The organism is Nocardia brasiliensis (genome assembly GCF_011801125.1).
Lineage (GTDB): Bacteria > Actinomycetota > Actinomycetes > Mycobacteriales > Mycobacteriaceae > Nocardia > Nocardia brasiliensis_C.
The window spans coordinates 5,868,438-5,887,936 of the sequence record NZ_CP046171.1 but is presented as its reverse complement, the minus strand read 5'-3'; the positions used below and the strand labels follow the sequence as shown (position 1 = coordinate 5,887,936).

Annotated in this window: 18 protein-coding genes and 1 pseudogene; 6 read left to right on the top strand and 13 right to left on the bottom strand. The window is 67.7% G+C overall.

Annotated elements, in window-relative coordinates; all coding sequences use genetic code 11:
- Positions 1-8: 8 nt before the first annotated feature.
- Positions 9-2,090 carry a class 1b ribonucleoside-diphosphate reductase subunit alpha gene (nrdE, locus tag F5X71_RS26675; protein WP_238816040.1) on the top strand — a complete coding sequence of 694 codons (2,082 nt, stop codon included), beginning with the start codon at positions 9-11 and terminating at the stop codon, positions 2,088-2,090.
- Between the two features lie 89 nt (positions 2,091-2,179).
- On the opposite strand, the gene F5X71_RS26670 is transcribed toward nrdE, so the two are convergent.
- From F5X71_RS26670 to F5X71_RS26635, 8 genes are all read right to left on the bottom strand, one after another.
- A complete protein-coding gene (locus tag F5X71_RS26670; protein WP_167464482.1) occupies positions 2,180-3,172 on the bottom strand; it encodes an LLM class F420-dependent oxidoreductase in 993 nt (330 codons plus the stop codon).
- A gap of 31 nt (positions 3,173-3,203) precedes the next feature.
- A complete protein-coding gene (locus tag F5X71_RS37810) occupies positions 3,204-3,419 on the bottom strand; it encodes an FAD-dependent oxidoreductase (RefSeq protein WP_428981399.1) in 216 nt (71 codons plus the stop codon).
- Positions 3,416-4,756 carry an LLM class flavin-dependent oxidoreductase gene (locus F5X71_RS26660; protein WP_167464481.1) on the bottom strand — a complete coding sequence of 447 codons (1,341 nt, stop codon included), beginning with the start codon at positions 4,754-4,756 and terminating at the stop codon, positions 3,416-3,418. Before F5X71_RS26660 ends, F5X71_RS37810 begins: the two co-directional genes overlap by 4 nt.
- Positions 4,757-4,784: 28 nt before the next feature.
- Positions 4,785-5,663: an ABC transporter permease gene (locus F5X71_RS26655; protein WP_167464480.1), complete on the bottom strand. Its 879-nt coding sequence runs from the start codon at positions 5,661-5,663 to the stop codon at positions 4,785-4,787.
- Entirely contained in the window at positions 5,656-6,498 is an 843-nt protein-coding gene (locus F5X71_RS26650) for an ABC transporter ATP-binding protein (RefSeq protein ID WP_167464479.1), read from the bottom strand. Before F5X71_RS26650 ends, F5X71_RS26655 begins: the two co-directional genes overlap by 8 nt.
- Entirely contained in the window at positions 6,495-7,577 is a 1,083-nt protein-coding gene (locus tag F5X71_RS26645) for an ABC transporter substrate-binding protein (protein WP_167464478.1), read from the bottom strand. The genes F5X71_RS26650 and F5X71_RS26645 overlap by 4 nt, the downstream gene beginning before the upstream one ends.
- A 245-nt stretch (positions 7,578-7,822) precedes the next feature.
- The gene (locus F5X71_RS26640; protein WP_167464477.1) at positions 7,823-8,557 is read right to left on the bottom strand and encodes an IclR family transcriptional regulator; all 735 of its coding nucleotides are present in this window, start codon (positions 8,555-8,557) and stop codon (positions 7,823-7,825) included.
- Between the two features lie 105 nt (positions 8,558-8,662).
- Positions 8,663-10,048, bottom strand: coding sequence for a glycosyltransferase (locus F5X71_RS26635; RefSeq protein WP_167464476.1), 1,386 nt, complete (start codon positions 10,046-10,048; stop codon positions 8,663-8,665).
- A 245-nt stretch (positions 10,049-10,293) separates the two neighbouring features.
- Between F5X71_RS26635 and F5X71_RS26630 the strand changes: the two genes are divergently transcribed.
- The 4 genes from F5X71_RS26630 to mraY all read left to right on the top strand — a co-directional run bounded on the left by F5X71_RS26630 (position 10,294) and on the right by mraY (position 14,986).
- Positions 10,294-10,884 carry a DJ-1/PfpI family protein gene (locus F5X71_RS26630; protein ID WP_167464475.1) on the top strand — a complete coding sequence of 197 codons (591 nt, stop codon included), beginning with the start codon at positions 10,294-10,296 and terminating at the stop codon, positions 10,882-10,884.
- Between the two features lie 426 nt (positions 10,885-11,310).
- On the top strand, positions 11,311-12,675 hold the full coding sequence (gene mgtE, locus F5X71_RS26625) for a magnesium transporter (RefSeq protein ID WP_167464474.1): 1,365 nt from the start codon (positions 11,311-11,313) through the stop codon (positions 12,673-12,675).
- Between the two features lie 113 nt (positions 12,676-12,788).
- Positions 12,789-13,778, top strand: coding sequence for a CAP domain-containing protein (locus tag F5X71_RS26620; RefSeq protein WP_167464473.1), 990 nt, complete (start codon positions 12,789-12,791; stop codon positions 13,776-13,778).
- A 131-nt stretch (positions 13,779-13,909) separates the two neighbouring features.
- Positions 13,910-14,986, top strand: coding sequence for a phospho-N-acetylmuramoyl-pentapeptide-transferase (gene mraY, locus F5X71_RS26615; RefSeq protein WP_167464472.1), 1,077 nt, complete (start codon positions 13,910-13,912; stop codon positions 14,984-14,986).
- A 4-nt stretch (positions 14,987-14,990) separates the two neighbouring features.
- On the opposite strand, the gene F5X71_RS26610 is transcribed toward mraY, so the two are convergent.
- The 3 genes from F5X71_RS26610 to F5X71_RS26600 form a co-directional block, all read right to left on the bottom strand.
- Entirely contained in the window at positions 14,991-15,401 is a 411-nt protein-coding gene (locus F5X71_RS26610) for an ArsR/SmtB family transcription factor (RefSeq protein ID WP_167464471.1), read from the bottom strand.
- Positions 15,401-16,054 carry an SRPBCC family protein gene (locus F5X71_RS26605; protein ID WP_167464470.1) on the bottom strand — a complete coding sequence of 218 codons (654 nt, stop codon included), beginning with the start codon at positions 16,052-16,054 and terminating at the stop codon, positions 15,401-15,403. Before F5X71_RS26605 ends, F5X71_RS26610 begins: the two co-directional genes overlap by 1 nt.
- A gap of 70 nt (positions 16,055-16,124) precedes the next feature.
- A complete protein-coding gene (locus F5X71_RS26600) occupies positions 16,125-16,472 on the bottom strand; it encodes a hypothetical protein (protein WP_167464469.1) in 348 nt (115 codons plus the stop codon).
- Positions 16,473-16,555: 83 nt separating this feature from the next.
- Here F5X71_RS26600 and F5X71_RS26595 point away from each other — a divergent pair.
- Positions 16,556-17,946 (top strand): annotated as a pseudogene (locus F5X71_RS26595) (FAD-binding protein).
- Here the strand turns inward: F5X71_RS26595 and F5X71_RS26590 are convergent.
- Together F5X71_RS26590 and F5X71_RS26585 are read right to left on the bottom strand one after the other, a co-directional pair.
- Complete coding sequence (locus tag F5X71_RS26590; RefSeq protein WP_167464468.1) at positions 17,925-18,398, bottom strand: GNAT family N-acetyltransferase; 474 nt, start codon at positions 18,396-18,398, stop codon at positions 17,925-17,927. The pseudogene F5X71_RS26595 and the gene F5X71_RS26590 overlap by 22 nt on opposite strands.
- 146 nt (positions 18,399-18,544) lie before the next feature.
- Complete coding sequence (locus F5X71_RS26585; protein WP_167464467.1) at positions 18,545-19,423, bottom strand: DUF5753 domain-containing protein; 879 nt, start codon at positions 19,421-19,423, stop codon at positions 18,545-18,547.
- Between the last annotated feature and the right edge of the window lie 76 nt (positions 19,424-19,499).

The window sequence follows — 19,499 nt, the reverse complement described above, 5'->3', positions numbered from 1 at the left end:
TCAATGCGATGCTGAACCTGTACGGCCCGAACGGTGAGATCCAGTTCGACAAGGACCGGGAGGCGGCGCACCAGTACTTCCTGCAGCACGTCAATCAGAACACCGTCTTCTTCCACAACCTGGACGAGAAGCTGGACTACCTGCTCGCCGAGAACTACTACGAGCCCGAGGTGCTCGAGCAGTACAGCCGCGGGTTCATCAAGAAGCTGTTCCAGCAGGCCTACGCGAAGAAGTTCCGGTTTCCCACCTTCCTCGGCGCGTTCAAGTACTACACCTCGTACACGCTGAAGACCTTCGACGGCAAGCGCTACCTGGAGCGGTTCGAGGACCGGGTCTGCATGGTCGCGCTCACCCTCGCCGCGGGCGACGAGGTGCTCGCGAGCAAGCTGGTCGACGAGATCATCGACGGTCGCTTCCAGCCGGCCACCCCGACCTTCCTCAACTCGGGCAAGAAGCAGCGCGGCGAGCCGGTGTCGTGCTTCCTGCTGCGCATCGAGGACAACATGGAGTCCATCGGGCGTTCGATCAACTCCGCGCTGCAGCTGTCCAAGCGCGGCGGCGGTGTCGCCCTGCTGCTCACCAACATTCGTGAGCACGGCGCGCCGATCAAGAAGATCGAGAACCAGAGCTCGGGCGTCATCCCGATCATGAAGCTGCTGGAGGACTCGTTCTCCTACGCCAACCAGCTCGGCGCGCGGCAGGGCGCGGGCGCGGTGTACCTGCACGCGCACCACCCCGACATCTACCGGTTCCTCGACACCAAGCGGGAGAACGCGGACGAGAAGATCCGCATCAAAACCCTCTCGCTGGGTGTGGTCATCCCCGACATCACCTTCGAACTGGCGAAGAAGAACGAGGACATGTACCTGTTCTCGCCGTACGACGTGGAGCGCATCTACGGCAAGCCGTTCGCCGATATCGACGTCACCGAGAAGTACTACGAGATGGTCGACGACAAGCGGATCCGCAAGTCGAAGATCAAGGCGCGCGAGTTCTTCCAGACCATCGCCGAGCTGCAGTTCGAATCCGGCTACCCGTACATCATGTTCGAGGACACGGTGAACCGGGCCAACCCGATCGCGGGCAAGATCACCCACTCGAACCTGTGCTCGGAGATCCTGCAGGTCTCTACGCCGTCGGTGTTCAACGACGATCTGTCCTACGCCAAGGTGGGCAAGGACATCTCGTGCAACCTCGGGTCGCTGAACATCGCGAAGACGATGGACTCACCCGATTTCGCGCAGACCATCGAGACCGCCATCCGGGCGCTCACCGCCGTGTCCGATCAGACGCACATCTACTCGGTGCCCTCGATCGAGCAGGGCAACAACGAGTCCCACGCGATCGGTCTCGGCCAGATGAACCTGCACGGATATCTGGCTCGCGAGCGGGTGCACTACGGCTCCGAGGAGGGCATCGACTTCACCAACATCTACTTCTACACCGTGGTCTACCACGCGATCCGGGCGTCGAACCTGATCGCGCGGGAGCGTGGCACCTACTTCGGCGGCTTCCCCGAGTCGAAGTACGCCAGCGGTGAGTACTTCGACAAGTACACCGAGCAGGTGTGGGAGCCCAAGACCGAACGGGTCGCGCGGCTGTTCGCCGACGCGGGCGTGCACATCCCGACCCAGGACGACTGGCGGGCGCTGAAGGCCTCGGTCATGGAGCACGGCATCTACAACCAGAACCTGCAGGCGGTGCCGCCGACCGGGTCGATCTCCTACATCAACCACTCCACCAGTTCCATCCACCCGGTGGCGTCGAAGATCGAGATCCGCAAGGAAGGCAAGATCGGCCGCGTCTACTACCCGGCGCCCTACCTGGACAACGACAACCTCGAGTACTACGACGACGCCTACGAGATCGGCTACGAGAAGATCATCGACACCTACGCCGCGGCCACCCAGCACGTGGACCAGGGCCTGTCGCTGACCCTGTTCTTCAAGGACACCGTCACCACCCGCGATCTCAACCGCGCCCAGATCTACGCCTGGCGCAAGGGCATCAAGACCCTGTACTACATCCGCCTGCGCCAAATGGCGCTGGAGGGAACCGAGGTCGAAGGCTGCGTGTCCTGCATGCTGTAGGACCGCGCATCGAAAGACCCCGAAAGACGCGAAAGCCCCAGTGCCGCCCAACGGCGCTGGGGCTTTCGCGTGCGGTCGGTCCGATCCGCTCAGGCGAGCGCGGGGGCCACTTCGCGTTCGAAGAGGTCGATGCCCGCGGTGTCGTAGGCGGCCTCGGGGAAGTTGAGGATGGCGTAGCCGAGGCCGAGTTCGCGCACGGCGGAGAGCCGTTCGGCGACCTGTTCGGGGGTGCCGACGGCCGCGGAGGTGCGGAACATGCCGTCCACGAAGCTCTTGGCATGATCGTCGCCGGTCACGGTCGCTATCTTGGCTTGGATCGCCGAAAGACGTTCCTCGACTTCGGTTTCGGTGCTCGCGATGATCGCGTTGAAGTTCGAGGAGCGCACGATGGCATCGAAATCGGTGCCGACGTCGGCGCAGTGCGCGCGCAGGATCTCCGACTTCGCCGTGAATTCCTCCGGCGCGCCGCTGAAGTTGGTGTACTGGGCGTACTTCGCCGCGATCCGCAGGGTCTTCTTCTCCCCGCCACCGGCGATCCACAGCGGGATGCCGTTGCGCTGCAACGGAAGCGGTTGCACGATCGCGCCGTCGACCTGATAGTACTTGCCGTCCAGCGTCGCCTTGCCCGTGGTCCACGCCTGGCGGAAGATCTGCACGCCCTCGTCGAGCCTGCCGAGCCGCTCACCGGCCGACGGGAAACCATAACCGTAGGCGCGCCATTCGTGTTCGTACCAGCCGCCGCCGATGCCCATCTCCGCGCGGCCGCCGGAGATCAGGTCCACTGTCGCCGCGACCTTCGCCAGATACGCGGGGTTGCGGTAGCTCATGGCGGTACACATCTGCCCGAGCCGCACCCGCGAGGTGGACGCCGCGAACGCCGACATCAGCGTCCACGCCTCGTGCGTCGCCTCCTCGGTGGGCACCGGGATGGTGTGGAAGTGGTCGTAGACCCACACTGATTCCCAGAGTTCGGCGGCGTCCGCGCGTCGCGCGAGATCCCGCATCACCCGCCACTGGTCGGCTGGGTCGATACCGACGAGGTCGAGCCGCCAACCCTGCGGGATGAAGATGCCGAAGCGCACAGATCTCTCCTTCGTATGTTTGCCCTCAAACCTAACCAATCATCGCGCGGCGTGCCGCACGGCAGCTCGGGGCCGATCGCGACGCGGCGCCCAGCGGCCCAGCCTCCCGGCTCGCCATCGCCCGCTCCCCGCTGCTCCCACAGAAACCCTTGTCGGCCAAGGCGACCGAGGTGCCGCTCGCCGCCGCCTGCAACGCGGCCCAGGTACCCGCCGGACCGCCGCCGAGCACCAGGACGTCGACCGTCATGCGGTCGCTTCGGCAGCGGGCCCGGTGTGGCTGCTCGGCACCGGCCCGAGCCCGTAGTGTCCGCGCAGTGTGTCCGCGGTGTAGTCGGTGCGAAACAGGCCGCGCTCCTGCAGGATCGGCACCACACGGTCGACGAAGTCGGTGAGCCCGCCGGGCAGATACGGCGGCATGATGTTGAACCCGTCGGCGGCGCCGTTGTCGAACCAGCTCTGCAGTTCGTCGGCGATCTGGGTGGGCGTGCCCGCGAAGGTGCGGTGCCCGCGTCCGCCGCCGAGCTTGCCGATCAGCTGGCGCACGGTCAGGTTCTCGTTCGTCGCCAGCTCCTTGACCAGCGTGAATCGGCTCTTGTGCGTTTCGATTTCGCTCTCGGCGGGCAGCGGCGGCAGCGGGGCGTCGAGCGCGTGCGCGGTGAGATCGACACCGAGCATCGTGGACAGCTGGCGCAGCGCGTAGTCCGGTGAGATCAGCTCGGTGAACTCCTGCTCGAGCGCGCGCGCCTCGGCCTCGGTGTCGGCGATGAACGGCACCAGTCCCGGCAGCACTTTCAGCTCGTCCGCACCGCGGCCGTACTTCGGCAGCCGCGATTTCAGGTCGCGATAGAACGCCTGGCCCTCGGCCAGCGTGCGCTGCGCGGTGAACACCGCCTCGGCGTGCCGGGCCGCGAATTCCTTTCCGCTCTCCGAGGATCCGGCCTGCACCAGCAGCGGCCTGCCCTGCGGGGTGCGTGGTGAGTTCAGCGGGCCGCGCACCTTGAAGCGCGGTCCGGCGAAGTCGATGGTGTGCACCTTGTCCGGGTCGGCGAACACGCCCGCCGCGGTATCGAGCACGATCGCGTCGTGCGCCCAGCTGTCCCACAGCTGGTTGACCACGTCGACGAACTCGTTCGCCCGTTCATAGCGACGCGCGTGCTCGGGCACCCCGTCGTAGCCGAAGTTGAACGCCTCGTCCTCGCCCGCCGAGGTGACGATGTTCCACCCGGCGCGGCCACCGCTGATGTGGTCGAGCGAGGCGAACTTGCGGGCCAGGTTGAACGGCTCGTGATAGGTGGTCGACGCGGTCGCGATCAGCCCCACGTGGGTGGTGGCCGCGGCGATCGCGGACAGCAGGGTGATCGGCTCGAAGACCGCGAGGGTGTTGCGCTTGATCCGCGGGCCGACCGCGAGTCCGTCGGCGAAGAACACCGAGTCGAGTTTGCCGCGCTCGGCGATCCGGCCGAGCTCCTGGAAATGGCGGACGTCGAGCACCCGGTGCGCCTCGGTGCGCGGATGCCGCCACGCGGCCTCGTGATGTCCGACGCCCATCAGAAAGGCGTTGAGGTGAAACTGTTTTCCAGCCATTGTGGGTTCCTTGGTCGGTGCGGGACGGTCAGGCATTCGGCTCGGCGCGCCAGCGCGAGCACCGGCGTTCGAGGGCGACGAGCAGGCCGTTGCAGGCGAGGCCGAGCAGCGAGATGGCGATGATGCCCGCGTACATGTTCGGGATCTGGAAGTTCTGTTGCGCCGCGGTGATGAGATAGCCGAGTCCGGCTCGGGCACCGAACATCTCGGCGGCGAGCAAGACCAGGATCGAGCTGGCCGCGGCCATGCGCAGCCCCGTGAAAATGGACGGTATGGCGGCGGGCAGGATCACCTTCTGGAACAGCCGCAGCGGCGAAAGCCCCAGCGAGACCGCTGATTTGACCAGCAGCGGGTCCACCGTGCGGACGCCGGTGATGGTGTTCAGCAGGATCGGGAAGGCGCTCGCGTACACCACAAGCGCCACCTTCGAGGTCTCGCCGATGCCGAGGATCAGGATGAACACCGGCAGCAGCGCCAGCGCGGCGGTATTGCGGAACAGCTCCAGTACCGGATTGAGGAACTCGGCGACCGGCCGGTACCAGGCGATCGCGATGCCGAGCGGGACCGCCACCGCAAGGGCGATGGCGAAGCCTGCCAGCGAGCGGCTCAGGCTGGCCGAGACGTGGGTCCACAGCTCCCCACTGGCCGCCAGGTCCAGAAAAGCCCGCGCGACCACCGAGAACGGTGGCAGGAACACCTCGTCGACCAGGCCGAGGGTCGGCGCGAACTGCCAGAGCAGCAGGAACAGCGCGATCACCACGGTGGGTTTGACGGCCCGCCAGACGAACCGGCCGACGCCGCGCGCGGCCTGCGCGCCCGTGACCCGGATCCGACCGGCCGTCTTCGGGTCGGGCAGGCTCGCCGGTACCGGGATCGGACGCTGCTGCAGATCCACTGCACTAGACATGGGTCAGCCTCTCGGTGGGTGTTTCGGCGCTGTCGGACAACGACTCTCGTTCCAGCGAGGCCGCGCGCCGCACCTCGCTCTGCAACAGGGTCCAGATCTCGTGGCGGTAGTCCCGGAACCGCTGCGAGGAGCGGATGTCGTGGTCGGAGCTCCGATCGATGGCCACGTCGACCACCGCCTTGACCCGGCCCGGGCGCGAGGTCAGCACCGCCACCCGCTGCCCGAGATAGACGGCCTCGTCGATGCCGTGCGTGATGAACAGCACCGTCTTGCCGGTGGCGCGCCAGATCCGTAACAGCTCGTCCTGCAACGATTCCCGGGTCTGCGCGTCGAGCGCGGCGAACGGTTCGTCCATCAGCAGTACCTCCGGATCGAAGGCCAGGCTGCGCGCGATCGCGACGCGCTGCTTCATGCCTCCGGACAGCTCGTGCGGATAACGTTCACCGAAACCGTTGAGCCCCACCAGATCCAAGTAGTGCTCGGCGACGTCACGCCGCTCCTTGCGGCGTAAACCCTTGGCCTCCAGACCGAATTCGATGTTGCCGCGCGCGGTACGCCACGGCAGCAGCGCGTACTGCTGGAACACGATGCCGCGGTCGAGCCCTGGCCCGGTGATCGGTCGGCCGTCCAGCAGGATCGCGCCGGAGGTCGGCTCGGTCAGCCCGCCGAGCAGATCGAGCAGTGTCGACTTGCCCGAGCCGCTCGGCCCGACCAAGACCAGGAACTCCCCGTCGTGCAGCTCGAGCGAAATATCCTCGATGGCGGTGAACGCCTCGCGCTTTCCACGAATCGGGAACTGCTTGCGTACCTGGGTGAGCGAGAGTTTGGCGGTCATTTCGCGGCCACCGCCTCGCCGGTCGGGCCGCTCTCGGGCGGGTATGTTCCGTTGGCGTACGGGTTGTCCTTGTTGGTGAACAGATCCGCGGCCCGCAGCCGGCCCTGCTTCAACTCGCCGTTGCGGACCAGCCAGTCGATCCAGATCTGGATTTCTCGCTCGGCGATGACCCCGCCCGGCGTCGGGAGCCCGGAGCTGCGCCAGTACTTGATCAGGCCGGTGTTCTCGGCCCGGCCGCGTTTGTCGATGATCGAGGTGAATCGGGCCTGCACCTCAGCGCGCGGGGTGAGTTGCAGCCAGCGGGTGGCCCGTGCGGTGCCCTGCACGAAATCCTTGACGGCTTCGGGGTTCTTGGCGATGAAGTCGTCGCGAAAGACATAGGTGCCGTAGTTGAGCGCGCCGTAGATGGCCTTGTCGGTGTAGAGCGGGTGGATGCCGCCACGCTCGACCGCGGTCTCCCGGAAGACGCTGCCCAGGGTGCCGACGTCGGTCTGTCCCTTGCGCAGCGCGTCCTCGGTGCTGGCCGGTGGCACCACGGTCAATTCGACCTGCTCGATCTCCTTGTCCGACAGTCCCTGTTGATGCAGCCACTCCCGGGTGATGAACTCGTGGTGCGCGCCGAGGGTGTTCACGGCGACCTTCTTGCCGATCAGGTCGCGGGCCGAGGTGATGCCGGAGTCGTCGCGCACGAAATAGCCGTTGAACGATTGTTCGTCCGAGCCGTAGGAGCTCAGGACCGAAGTGACTTTCGCACCGCCCGCGATCAATTTCACGACCGCGCCGTTGAACGCGCTACCGAATTCGACCTGATTCGTCGCCGCGGCTTGAATGTTGGCCGGACCGCTGGTGGTGTCGCCTTCCCAGCGCAGTGCGATCTTGCTGAAATAGCCGAGATCCTCGGCCAATTCGAAGGGGGAGACCTGACCGGTGCTGCCTTGATAGCGGAGCACGGTCTTTCCGTCGGCGGTACTACCCGGTTCGGACCTGCCGCAGCCCGTCAGCGCCGAAACGCTGGTGACCAGGGCGAGAGCGGTGGCGAACACGCGAAGGGAACGCCGCGGGGGAGCGGACGAGGGCATGGAGGATGTCCTTTGGCGAGAAAAGAGCTGGCGAGAAATGTGCGGGGATCAGCGCCGACAGATGCCGTGCGGCACCCGCATCAAATCGATCGCCCTGCGGCGGATCAGCATGGTGGGTATCAACTCTTCGAGACTTCCGTGCCGGTGGTGTGAACCGAATGTGGCTCCCGTGGTTCTCCATGGTCTTGGCGCACGCGGCGGCAGACAACAGGCATTCCACATTGTGAAAATCGCCGTGATTTCAATTACGGCGTGGACATCTCCGTGGTCGGGCTCGCCGATACGATGCCGCCGATGCGTACCGCGATCTGTCGCATGGCGGGCAGTATCTCGCGGACCAGTTCGTCGTTCAGCCGCGCCGCTCTGGCCTGCACCCCGAGCGCGCCCCACACCTGGCGGTCGGCACCGAAGACCGGCACCGCGACCGAGCGGATCGGATCGTCCTCTCCCTTGAACTCCTCGAGCGCGAAACCCTTGCGCCGCACCAGATCCAGGTCTGTTTCGAGATAGGGCGCGGCGGGCAGATGGGCGAGCAGCGCGCGGCCCGCGGCACTCGACCGCAGCGGCTGGCGCGGGGGCGGCAGCTGATGGTGACAGAAGTGCACCGGCGGGCGCGCTTGCAGCACCGTGAGCGCTTCCCGTTCTGCGACGACGCTGAGGCTCGTCGTGATCTTGATGCCCGCGGCGAGCGCGTACAGGTGCGGTGCGGCCGAATCCATGCCGAGCCTGCTCAGCGCGGGCCGGGCCAGCGTGGCCAGGCCCTGCCCGATCCGGTACCGGTCGGTGGTGGGGTCCTGTTCGAGCAGCCTGCCGCGGACCAGCGCCTGGGCGAGGCGATGCCCGGTGCTGACCGGCACCCCGGCCAGATGCGCCAGCTCGCTGATCGAGAACTCGGGGTCGTCGCCTTCGAAGCAGTTCAGCAGGTGGACCGCCCGCTCGACGGCCTGAGATCCCGAACGCGGCTGATCGGCGGAAGCCATCGAACCCTCCTGGCTGTCTCGATCGAACTGCCACACACTCTCGCGTGCCGCCGCGCGCCGGACAACCCTTCCGCGCCGCGTGCTTCTAATCCGCGCCGGAGTTCGTCAACGCTCGTGTCGCCGCTGTTCTTCTTGCGCCGGAGCGGATTTCGGCGGAAGCACCACGGGGTCCGGCTCGCCGGGCACGATCTCCGGGGCGACCTCGTTGGTCGGGTAGTGGTGTGCCTCGTAGACCGGCACGGAGCCGAAGCGGGCCGGGTGTCCGGTCTCCACTCCCGCGAAATGATGTTCGAGCAGGTTGGCCGCGTGCAGTGTGCCCGTGGCCGCGCGGAAGCCGGTGGCAACGTGGGCGGCGCCCGCGCGGCACGCCACCGCCTGCTCGATCCCGGCGCGCAGTTTCGCGGCGGTGAGCCGTTTCGCCGCGACGCGGCTGCCCGCGTTGTTGCCGACCACCCGGCGCGCGACCTCGAAATGGTCCCGGCCGGACGGCACGACACACACGGGAACCCCAGCGGCCAAGGCCTTTTGCACGATACCCATGCCACCGTGCGATACCACCACGGCGGCGCGGTCGAGCAGCAGGTGATGCGGGATGAACCGTTCGACTCGCGCATTCGGTGCGGCGGTGAGGGTTTCGGGGTCGATGGCGCCCGAGGTGACCACGGTGTAGTACCCGCTGTCGGCCAGCGCGTCCATGGCCAGCTGGGCGATCCTGCCGTCGTCGTGGAATGCGGTCGAGCAGGTGACCAGGGCCAGCGGCCGATCGATCGCGGCGAGCCAGGCGGGCGGCTCGGCGTCCGGATCCCACAGGCCGGGGCCGACCCGCGCGACCGATTCCGGCCAGTCCGGGTGCGCGTCGTCGAACGGCGCCGCGGTGAAGTTGAGGGTCAACGGGGGCACGCGCAGATAGTCGACGATGCTGTCCAGGGCCTCGAGGCCGTAGTACCGGCGCATGTGGTTGAACTCGGGCAGCACCTCGTTGGCTCTTCGCTCCAGGAACCAGTGCATGGTGTTGTCGCGGATCCGGCCGAGCCGGTCGGTCCGCGGCCGCAGCCCCGGTCCGAACGGTGGTGTGCCGGGCGAGGGGAGCGGCAGCAGTTTCGGCGCCCACGAGGCCCACGGCAGTCCGCTGGCCGCGGCGAGGATCTGTGCGCCCGGTGCCGTGATGTCGATCAGCAGGGCATCGGGGCGTTCGGCGATGATCGCGCCGCGCAGCGCCTGGATCTCGTCGGGGATGCGGGCGACGAGTGCGCGCAGCGCGGCGCGCAGGGTCGTGATCTCGGTGGTGGTGGCCCAGTCGTCGAGCGTGTTCGGCGCCAGGGCCGGTGGCAGCTCGCGCACCGTGAGGCCGAGGGGGCCGAGCTCCCGCTCGCTGCCGGGGAGCGTCAGCGCGGTGACGGCATGGCCGCGGGAAACCAGCTCGGACAGAACAGGCGCGACCGGATACAGATGTCCCTTTGCCGGTGAGGTGAAGGCCAGTATCTTGGTCATGCCCCACGCTAACCTATAGCAAATAGCGGCGCAGAGGGTGTTGGTGAACCGTTACTCACGGCCGGAACGTGGATGGTTGACCGGTGTTGCGCGATATTTCCTCAGGTCGAGGCCGTTGCGGCGGTACTTACCGGTCATTTCGACTGGAAAGTTCAACAAGGACAAGCCTTCGGTATGAACCGCTGACGTTCCATTCGCAATCATGGAGCAAATCGATGGTGCTGCGGTTGTGCTAAGCAAGAACCATGACGAGCGCCATCGGCCTGCTGTTGTTTCCCGGCGTCGAAGAACTGGACGCGGTCGGTCCCTGGGAGGTGCTCTCGGTGTGGACGCAGTACTTCCCCGACGACGGATACACCGTGTTCACCTTCGCCGAGAACGGTGGTCCGGTCGAGTGCGCGAAGGGGATGCGGATCGAGGCGCAGTACTCCTACGACACCGCACCGCGGCGGGACGTGTTGATCATTCCCGGCGGCATGGGCACCAGGCCGATGCTGAAGGACGAGGCCACCCTCGGCTGGGTGCGCGCGCAGCGGGCGAGCACGCCGTTGATCGCCAGCGTCTGCACCGGCGCCCTGGTGCTCGCCGCCGCGGGACTGCTGGCCGATCGCCCGGCGACCACGCACTGGGCCTCGCTCGAGCACCTGCGCGAACTGGATCCCACCATCACGGTCAGCGGCGACGAGCGCTTCGTCGACGACGGCGACATCGTCACGTCCTCGGGTGTCTCCGCGGGTATCGACATGGCGCTGCATCTGGTGCGCCGCCTGGCCGGCTCCGAGCGCGCCCGCCAGGTGCGCCACACGATCCAGTACGACCCCGCCCCGCCCGTGTGACCCGTTGCCCGCGAGCGTAATTCGCGCGACGACGCGAGTCCTGCGGTGGCGCCCCCCGCTTTGGTCCGCCGCCGCGGCGCCCATGCCGCGGCCGCTGGGTGCCGGACGCGGAGACGGCGGTCACAGCGACGCTCGCCCGAGTGGCGACCGCGGCCTCCGATGGTGAAGAATCTGGACGGATGCCTGTATCCTTTCGCAGGGATGCATTCGCGTCCGATCAATGGTGAGACTGGCGTAGACGCCCCGGTCTGCGGCCGCGACGAAGAGGAGGTGGGGTTGCCATGCGCAGCGAACCTCCCAGTCGAAGGCCGCGCGGCGCCGCCCCTTCGCCTTTCTGAGTAGTCAGCGACGGTTGGGGCAGGCGCCCGCGGTGTGACTCTTCGCGCCCGCTCTTGTTCACTCACGCGTATTTGCTGAGGATCCCCCATGTCGCAGACCGACGTAATCGAAGTTCGTCCGACGCTGTCGGAGTCCCTGCAGGACGTCGTCGACACCCATCGGGTCGACGCCGCGCTGGCCTGGCTCGACCAGCGCCCGCCGCATGTCATCGCCGATCAGCTGGCCCGCATGGACGCAGTCCAGGCGGGCATGGCGTTCCGGCTGCTCGACAAGGATCTGGCGCTGGCCGTCTTCGAGGAACTCGAGCCGGTCGACCAGCAGCAGATCCTGCAGGGCCTGCGCGACCAGAGCTTTCGCGACCTGGTCGAGGGCATGGCCCCGGACGACCGCGCCCGCATGCTGCGCGAGGCGCCCGCGAAGGTGGCCAAGAAGGTGCTGGCCGGGCTGAGCCCGCGCGAGCGCCGGATGACCGCCACGCTGCTCGGCTACCCGGAAGGGTCGGCCGGGCAGTACATGACGCCCGCGCTGGTGGCGCTGCCCCGCAACCTCACCGTCGCCGAGGCGCTCACCATGGTGCGCGCCAAGGGCACCGACGCCGAAACCGTCTACACGCTGCCCGTGGTCGACGCGGGCAGGCGGCTGACCGGCATCGTCGAACTGCGCGAGCTGGTGCTCAGCAAGCCGGAGACGATGATCGACGAATTGGTCGTCACCGAACCGGCTTTCGCGCGCGCGACCGACTCCGCGGAGAAGGCGGCCCGGCTGATGCGCGAGACCAACGACCTCAACCTGCCCGTCGTGGACAGCGAGGACCGGCTCGTCGGGCTACTCACCATCGATGACGCCGTCGAGGTGATCGAGGCCGCCGACAGCGAGGACGTGGCCCGGCAGGCGGGTTCGGCGCCGTGGGCCGGCCACTACATGGCCGCGGGCGTGTTCCAGCTGGCCCGGTATCGCGCGATGTGGCTGGTGCTGTTGCTGCTCGCCGCGACCCTGACGGTCAGCGTCACCGACATGTTCGAGGGCACCCTCCAGCAGGCCGCGCACCTGGCGCTGTTCATCCCGCTGCTGATCGGCGCGGGCGGCAACGCCGGGGCGCAGGCCGCCACCGCGTGTGTGCGCGCACTCGCCGTCGGCGAGGTCCGGGTCTCCGATCTGTTCAAGGTGATCTGGCGGGAGTGCCGGGTCGGGCTGGTGCTCGGCGCCATGCTGGCCGCGGCGGGCCTGGTGATCGGCGGGCTGTTCGTCGGTCCGCGCGTCGCGGTGGTCGTCGGCATCACCCTGGTGCTGATCTGCGGCTGGGCCGCGACGATCGGCGGCACCATGCCCCTGCTCGCCAAGAAGCTGCGGATCGACCCCGCTGTGGTGTCGGCCCCGATGGTCACCACTCTGGTGGACGCCACCGGCCTGGTCATCTACTTCACCACCGCGAAGCTGGTGCTCGGCATCTGAGCCGCGGCACCGCTCGGCGCGGGGTGGGCTTCGTTAGTGCTTCGTTGATTTCCGGTTAGGGCTCGACGCGACCCTGTGTGCCACCACCCGGACACCAGCACACGGAGCCCACCATGAACGTCAAATCCACCGCCGCCACCCTCGCGATCGCCGCGGGCGCCTGCCTTTTCGCGTTGCCCACCGCCGCCGCGACGACCTACACCAACTGCGATGTGGAACCCGCCGCGCTCGCCCTGCGCGGCGAGGAGGGCGTGGTACTCGACCAGATCAACAAGCTGCGCAAGGACTCCGGGCTCGTCCCGGTCGCGCACAGCGAGGTGCTGGCCCGCCCCGCGGAGTGGGCAAGCAACGACAGCGCGCGCCGCGGCAGTTCGCCCGCGAATCACGTCGACACCCTCGGCCGCGACATCAAGACCCGGTTCGCGCAGTGCGGGGTCCCGGCCGACGCGCCCAAAATCGCCGAGATCAACTTCTACGGCACGAATGTCGAACCCGCCGACGCCATGCGGTTCTGGTCGAATTCGCCTGGGCACCGGGCGATCATCCTCGACGGCAAGCTGAACAAGGTCGGCGTCGCGGTGATCTACCAGGGCGACCGCCGCCACTGGACGGTCACCTTCGCCACCGACAACACCACCGCGCCGCCCGTCCTGCCCGCGACCGTCACCCGGGACAACCTGAACGGTGCACAGCACCAGGCCGAGTTCGACAAGCTGGTGGCCCAGGGCTACCGGATCAGCGATATCCGGGTCACCGGCGGCAACGATCCGCGCTACGCCAGCACCTGGGTCCGCAACGACGGTCGCGCGTGGCAGGCGCGGCACGGCCTGGACTCCAGGACCTACCAGAGCGAATTCGACAAGCTGCTGGCGCAGGGCTACCGCCTGACCCTGGTCCGCGGTTACGAGGTCAACGGCGCCTCCCGCTTCGTCGGCATCTGGGAGCGCAACGACGGCCGGGCTTGGCAAGCGCGCCACGACATTTCGGTACCGGCCTACAACAGCACCGCGGCCCAACTGGCCGCGCAGGGCTACCGGCTCGTGCACGAGTACCGGTACCCGGTGAAGGGGCAGGTGTTCGTCGCCGCCATCTGGAACAGGTGATTCGGCGCGACGATGCCGCGGCCACCCGGCGAGTGGCCGCGGCATCGTCGCGTAACCGCAACCGCTCGTTACCGCACTGCCCCCGCGAGCTTGCTAACGTCGGAGCGCTCGAACAACAACATGAGGGGCGAATGAGACAGATCTTGTTCTCGGCGATGATCGCGCTCGTGGTGTCGATCACGTTGACGCCATTGCTGATCAAGCTTTTCACGCGACGCAATGTCGGCCAGGAGATCCGGGTCGACGGTCCGGCCAGCCACCAGTCCAAGCGCGGCACCCCGACGATGGGTGGCATCGCCATCCTGATCGGCATGTGGGCCGGGTACCTCGGGGCGCATCTGCTCGGCAGCCGACGCGACGAAGCCGGGATCTCGGTCTCCGGTCTGCTGGTGCTGGGCTTGGCCACCGCGCTCGGGGTCGTCGGGTTCCTCGACGATTTCATCAAGATCCGCAAGCAGCGCAATCTCGGCCTGACCGCGACCGGCAAGTACATCGGGCAGCTGCTCGCCGCGGTCATCTTCGGCGTGCTCGCCCTGCGTTTTCCCGGCGATATGGGACTCACGCCCGCCAGCAGGCACATGTCGTATGTCCGTGACGTGACCACCGTGTCGTTCGGCGTGATCGGGTTCCTGATCGTCGTCGGGTTCCTGGTGGTGGCCTGGTCGAACGCGGTGAACATCACCGACGGCCTCGACGGGCTGGCCGCCGGGTCGATGAGTTTCGCGCTCGGCGCCTACGTGATCATCACCTTCTGGCAGTACACCAACTCGTGCGTGACCACACCGGTCGCCGGCTGCTACACCGTGCGTGACCCGCTGGATCTGGCCGTGGTCTGTGCGGCGGGCGCGGGCGCGTGCATCGGATTCCTGTGGTGGAACGCGGCCCCCGCCAAGATCTTCATGGGCGACACCGGGTCGCTCGCACTCGGCGGACTGCTGGCCGGGTTGTCCATCACCACCCGCACCGAGCTGCTGATGGCGGTCGTCGGCGCGCTGTTCTTCGCCGAGATCCTCTCGGTGCTGTTGCAGATCGTCGTATTCCGGACCACGCGTAATCGGTTGTTCCGGATGGCGCCGTTCCATCATCACTTCGAGCTGGGCAAGTGGGCCGAAACCACTGTCATCATTCGGTTCTGGTTGCTCGCCGGCATCGCCGCCGCGGTCGGGCTGATGCTCTTCTACGGTGAGTACCTGGCCGTCGTCGGCTGAGGTTTCAGGCGTGCCGGGCGTCGCGTTCCCCGCCGTCGAGCTCCCTGCCGTCGTGCGGGCGGGCGGTGCGCCGGGCGCGCTTGCCGCGGGCGATCTCGGTGGCGAGGGCGTCCAGCGGTTGCGCGAGTTGGTGCAGTGGGTCGGCGAGTGTGCTCAGCCAGGCCTTGGCGGCGAGCAGGCCTGTCTCGTCCAGCGTGTAGAAGCGCCGGGTGCCCGCAGCGCGTACCCGCACCAGCCCGGCGTCCCGCAGCACCTTGAGATGCTGGGAGACCCCGGGCTGGGAGATCCGCGCATGGTCCTGCACCGCGGCGACGATCACGCCCGCCGGTTGTTCGCCGGTCGCCACCAGCTCCAGGATGTAGCGGCGGATCGGGTCGCCGAGGGCCTCGAAAATACGTGCGGTGCAACGGTCCATCAGGACTCGGGGTTCTCCTCGGTGGTGGTGTAGAAGATCACCGTATTCGCCGCCGCCGCGCGCGCTGCGTCGGGATCGTCCCCGTCGCCGATCGCGGCTTCGGCCCAGCCCGCCGCGGTCGTGCCGATGAATTCCCGGCCCTCCGGCGTGGTGTGCAGAGTGAGTGCCTCGTTCTGGTCGACCGGTTCCCCGCTCGACAGGTAGTTCCCGAGACCGACGAACGCGAGATCCCAGCCGACGCCGACAGCGCCGGGGCCGTACTGCGCCCAGAAGCCGGGATCGACGGGCGCCTCGTGGGTGAGTTCGAGCTGGGTGCCCTCGGGTGTCGCGGTGAGGCCGACCTGAACCCAGGACAGCTGCGGACCCATCTCCCAGGTCACCGCGAAACGCTTCGGCTCGTCGCATGCCTCGACCACCCCGCCCGCGTTGCCTTCCAGCTGGTAGTGGCCGCCGAGTGTCAGCTCGCCGCGGATCGGCAGAAACCAGCGCGCGATCCGTTCCGGATCGGTCAGCGCCTGCCACAGGTCGGCCTGATCGGTCGGGTAGGTGCGCCGGGCCACGGCGATCTTGGTAGGCGCGCCGTCGCGCGCGCCGGTGCGGATCTCGCGGGTCACGAGTCCGGCGAGGGTGACGGGATCGGTCAGCAGGGCCATGCGCGCTCTCCTTAATAAGTTTCAACTTATATATGACCTCAGCATACTCGCACACGCAACGCGCGCTCGTCTATTGCCCGTAGGAGAACCGCAGGTCAGCGAACAGAATGGTGTTCAGCCGCCGCCGCAGATGCCCGAGCTTGCTCGGGTCGGGCACCTCGCTCGGAGTGCGCAGCACGAAGCGCAGCACCGTCGCCCCGCCCGTGGTGGCCGTCAACTCGATACGCACCTGGTCGTCGGGCCTGCTCGGCCACAGCGACGACCACACCACCAACCTCGGTTCCTCGGCCGCCAGCACGACCGGCTCGACCTCGTCCGCGAGCAGCCGCAACCACGGTCGCCGCGGTCCGGCCAACGACGCCCACACCACCCGAGGCGGTGCGGGCAGCTGGCGCGCTCGTTCCCCGATCTCCCGCATCTCAGCACCCTACGGGCTTTCACAGGCTCTCCTCAGCAATCGGTCGCTACCGTGGCCGAGTGCAAATCACCAGAGGGGGATCCGTGCTCGCCCAGCGCTCGTTGACCGGTTGGGGCCGTACCGCACCGACTGTCGCGCAGGTGCTTTCGACACCGGACCTGGGCATCGTGGCCGAAAGTGTGCGAACGGCAGGGCCACGCGGGGGGTCATCGCGCGCGGGCTCGGCCGCAGTTACGGCGATCCGGCGCAGAACGGCGGCGGCCTCGTCGTCGACATGACCGCGTTCGACCGCATCCACACCATCGATCCCGACAACGCCGTGGTCGACGTGGACGCCGGGGTGAGTCTGGACGCGTTGATGCGCGCGGTGCTACCGCACGGTCTGTGGGTTCCGGTGCTGCCCGGCACCAGGCAGGTCACGGTCGGCGGCGCGATCGCCTCCGACATCCACGGCAAGAACCATCACGCGCGGGGCAGCTTCGGCAACCACGTGCTGTCGATGGACCTGCTGACCGCGGACGGCACGGTGCGTACCCTGACGCCGGAAGGCGTTGACGCGGAACTGTTCTGGGCCACGGTCGGCGGCATGGGGTTGACCGGGATCGTGGTGCGGGCCCGGATCGCGATGAAGCGCACCGAAACCGCGTACTTCCTGGTCGACAGCGACCGCACCGGCGACCTCGACGCGACGATGGCACTGCTGACCGGTGGGTCCGACGAGGGCTACGAGTACTCGGTGGCGGTCCCCGACACGATCAGCACCGACGCCAAGCTGGGACGGGCCGGGTTCAGTCGCGGGAACCTCGCGACGGTCGAGCAGCTACCGGCCAAGCTGCGCCGCGATCCGCTGGGATTCCGTGCGCCACAGCTGTTCACGGTGCCCGACATCGTCCCGGCGGGCAGGGTGAACAACCTGACCACCCGGATCGGCGGTGCGGTCACCCACCGCACGTTCGCCAAGCGGGGCCGCGGCCTGATCCAGAACATCACCCAGTTCCTGCACCCCCTGGATCTGCTCGGCGAATGGAATCGCGGCTACGGCGGCAGCGGGTTCCTGCAGTACCAGTTCTCGATGCCGTTCGGTGCCGAAGACCAACTCGCTGAGGCGGTTCGGTTGATCGCGCATTCCGGGCATCGGTCGTTCCTCAACGTCTTCAAGCGGATGGGGCCGGGAAGCCAGGCGCCGCTGTCCTGGCCGCATCCGGGGTTCATGCTCAGCCTCGACTTCGTGCTCACGCCCGGACTCGACCGGCTCTGTGTCGAATTGGACCGGCGCGCACTGGACGCGGGTGGTCGCCTCTACTTCGCCAAGGACTCGCGCGCGACACCGGAGGTGGTGCACGCCATGTACCCCCGGCTCGACGCGTGGCGCAGGGTGCGCGATGCCGTCGATCCGGAACGGGTCTTCGTCTCCGACCTCGCGCGGCGGCTGCGTCTGATCGATGATGAGGGTCAGACCAGGTCGCGGGCGTAGTGGCGGCTGCCGGACTCGTCGCGGTACAGGCCGAAGGCCGGGATGGGCTGATAGCCCGCCGAGTGGTAGAGGGCGATGGCTTCCGGTTGCCGTGTTCCGGTTTCCAGCACCATGCGCCTGCGTCCGGCGGCCCTGGCGCTGTCTTCGATCGCGGCCAGCAGCAGCCGGGCGAGCCCGCGGCCGCGCACCTGCGGTGCCACGTACATGCGCTTGAGTTCGGCGTCGCCGTCGCGGAATTCGGGGTCCGCGCCGTCGCGCGCCCGCCAGCCGGCACAGGCCACCGCGGTGCCGTCGACGTATCCGACCAGGAACGCGCCCAGCGGCGGCGCGAACTGGGCCGGATCGGTCGGGCTCTCGTCCGGCCCGCCGTAGCGCACGACGTATTCCTGCTGGACCTCCGCGATCAGCTTCCGCGCATCCGGACTGTCGTAAGCACGGACAACCAGTTCCATACCGGTCAGGCTAGCGAGCGCGGGCGACGGACGGACCTGGTCAACTGATCACCAGGTGATGGTGGCGGCATCGGTCGAGAGGCCAACGCCACCATTACCTGGTGATCGGTTGTCCAGGACGGGAATCGGGGTCGGGAGTCAGTGGGTCACTCGGCGAACTCCTTGGCGACGTCGAGGATGTGCGCACGGCTGGCCGTCTCGCTCATGGCAAGGCGCTTGAGGTCGGTGCACACCATCCGGTACGCGGCGATCTGTTCGGGCCGTTCCAGATACAGGTCGCCGGTGAGTCCGTGCACGTAGACGACCGGCGGCTCGGACAGGTACGAGGTCGGATGCGGCGGAAACTCCAGCAGCACGAACGCGCCGACCTGCAGGCCCCGGTAGGCGCCCGCCGAGCGGGGCAGGACCCGCACCGAAACCGTGGGCAGCTGGGCCAGTTCGGCGAGGTGGGTCAGCTGGTCGGCCATCACGCTGGTGCTGCCGGTCAACCGGCGCAGGGCCATCTCGTCGATGAACGCGTCGAACGCGAGCGGGTCGGCGCTGTCGGTGAGTCTCGCCTGCCGCCGCGCCATGACCTCGACGTTGGTCTCGACGTCGACGGTCGGCCAGTTGGGGTGCCGCATCCAGGTCATCGCGCGGCGGTACTCGGCGGTCTGCACCAGTCCGGGCAGCAGGTTCGGCTGGTACGAAACCGCGTGATGGGCGGCCTCTTCCAGCCCGGCGAACAGTCCGGCGTGGGACGGCGGCGCGTCGTCGCAGGCATGCCACCATGCCTTGGCCTGCGACTCCTCCATCAGACCGAGCAGCATTCTGGCCAGGTTCGGCGGCAACTCGTAGATCTCGCACAACCGCTTGATGTACAGCGGGTTCAGGCGGATCTGGATGCCGTTCTCCATCCGCCAGAAGGTCTGTTTGCTGACGCCGATTTCGTTTCGCGCGACCTCCGCGGTCACGCATGCCTGCAGGCGTGCGCGGCGGAGCTCGCGGGCCAGTAGCCGGCGGGGCAGGGTCGAGCCAGTCGTCATGGGCAGCATCTCCGAAGGGTTGCTAATGGATTGGGTCCGTTTTGGAACCTGAATAGGGCGCCGACTGTGGAACCTT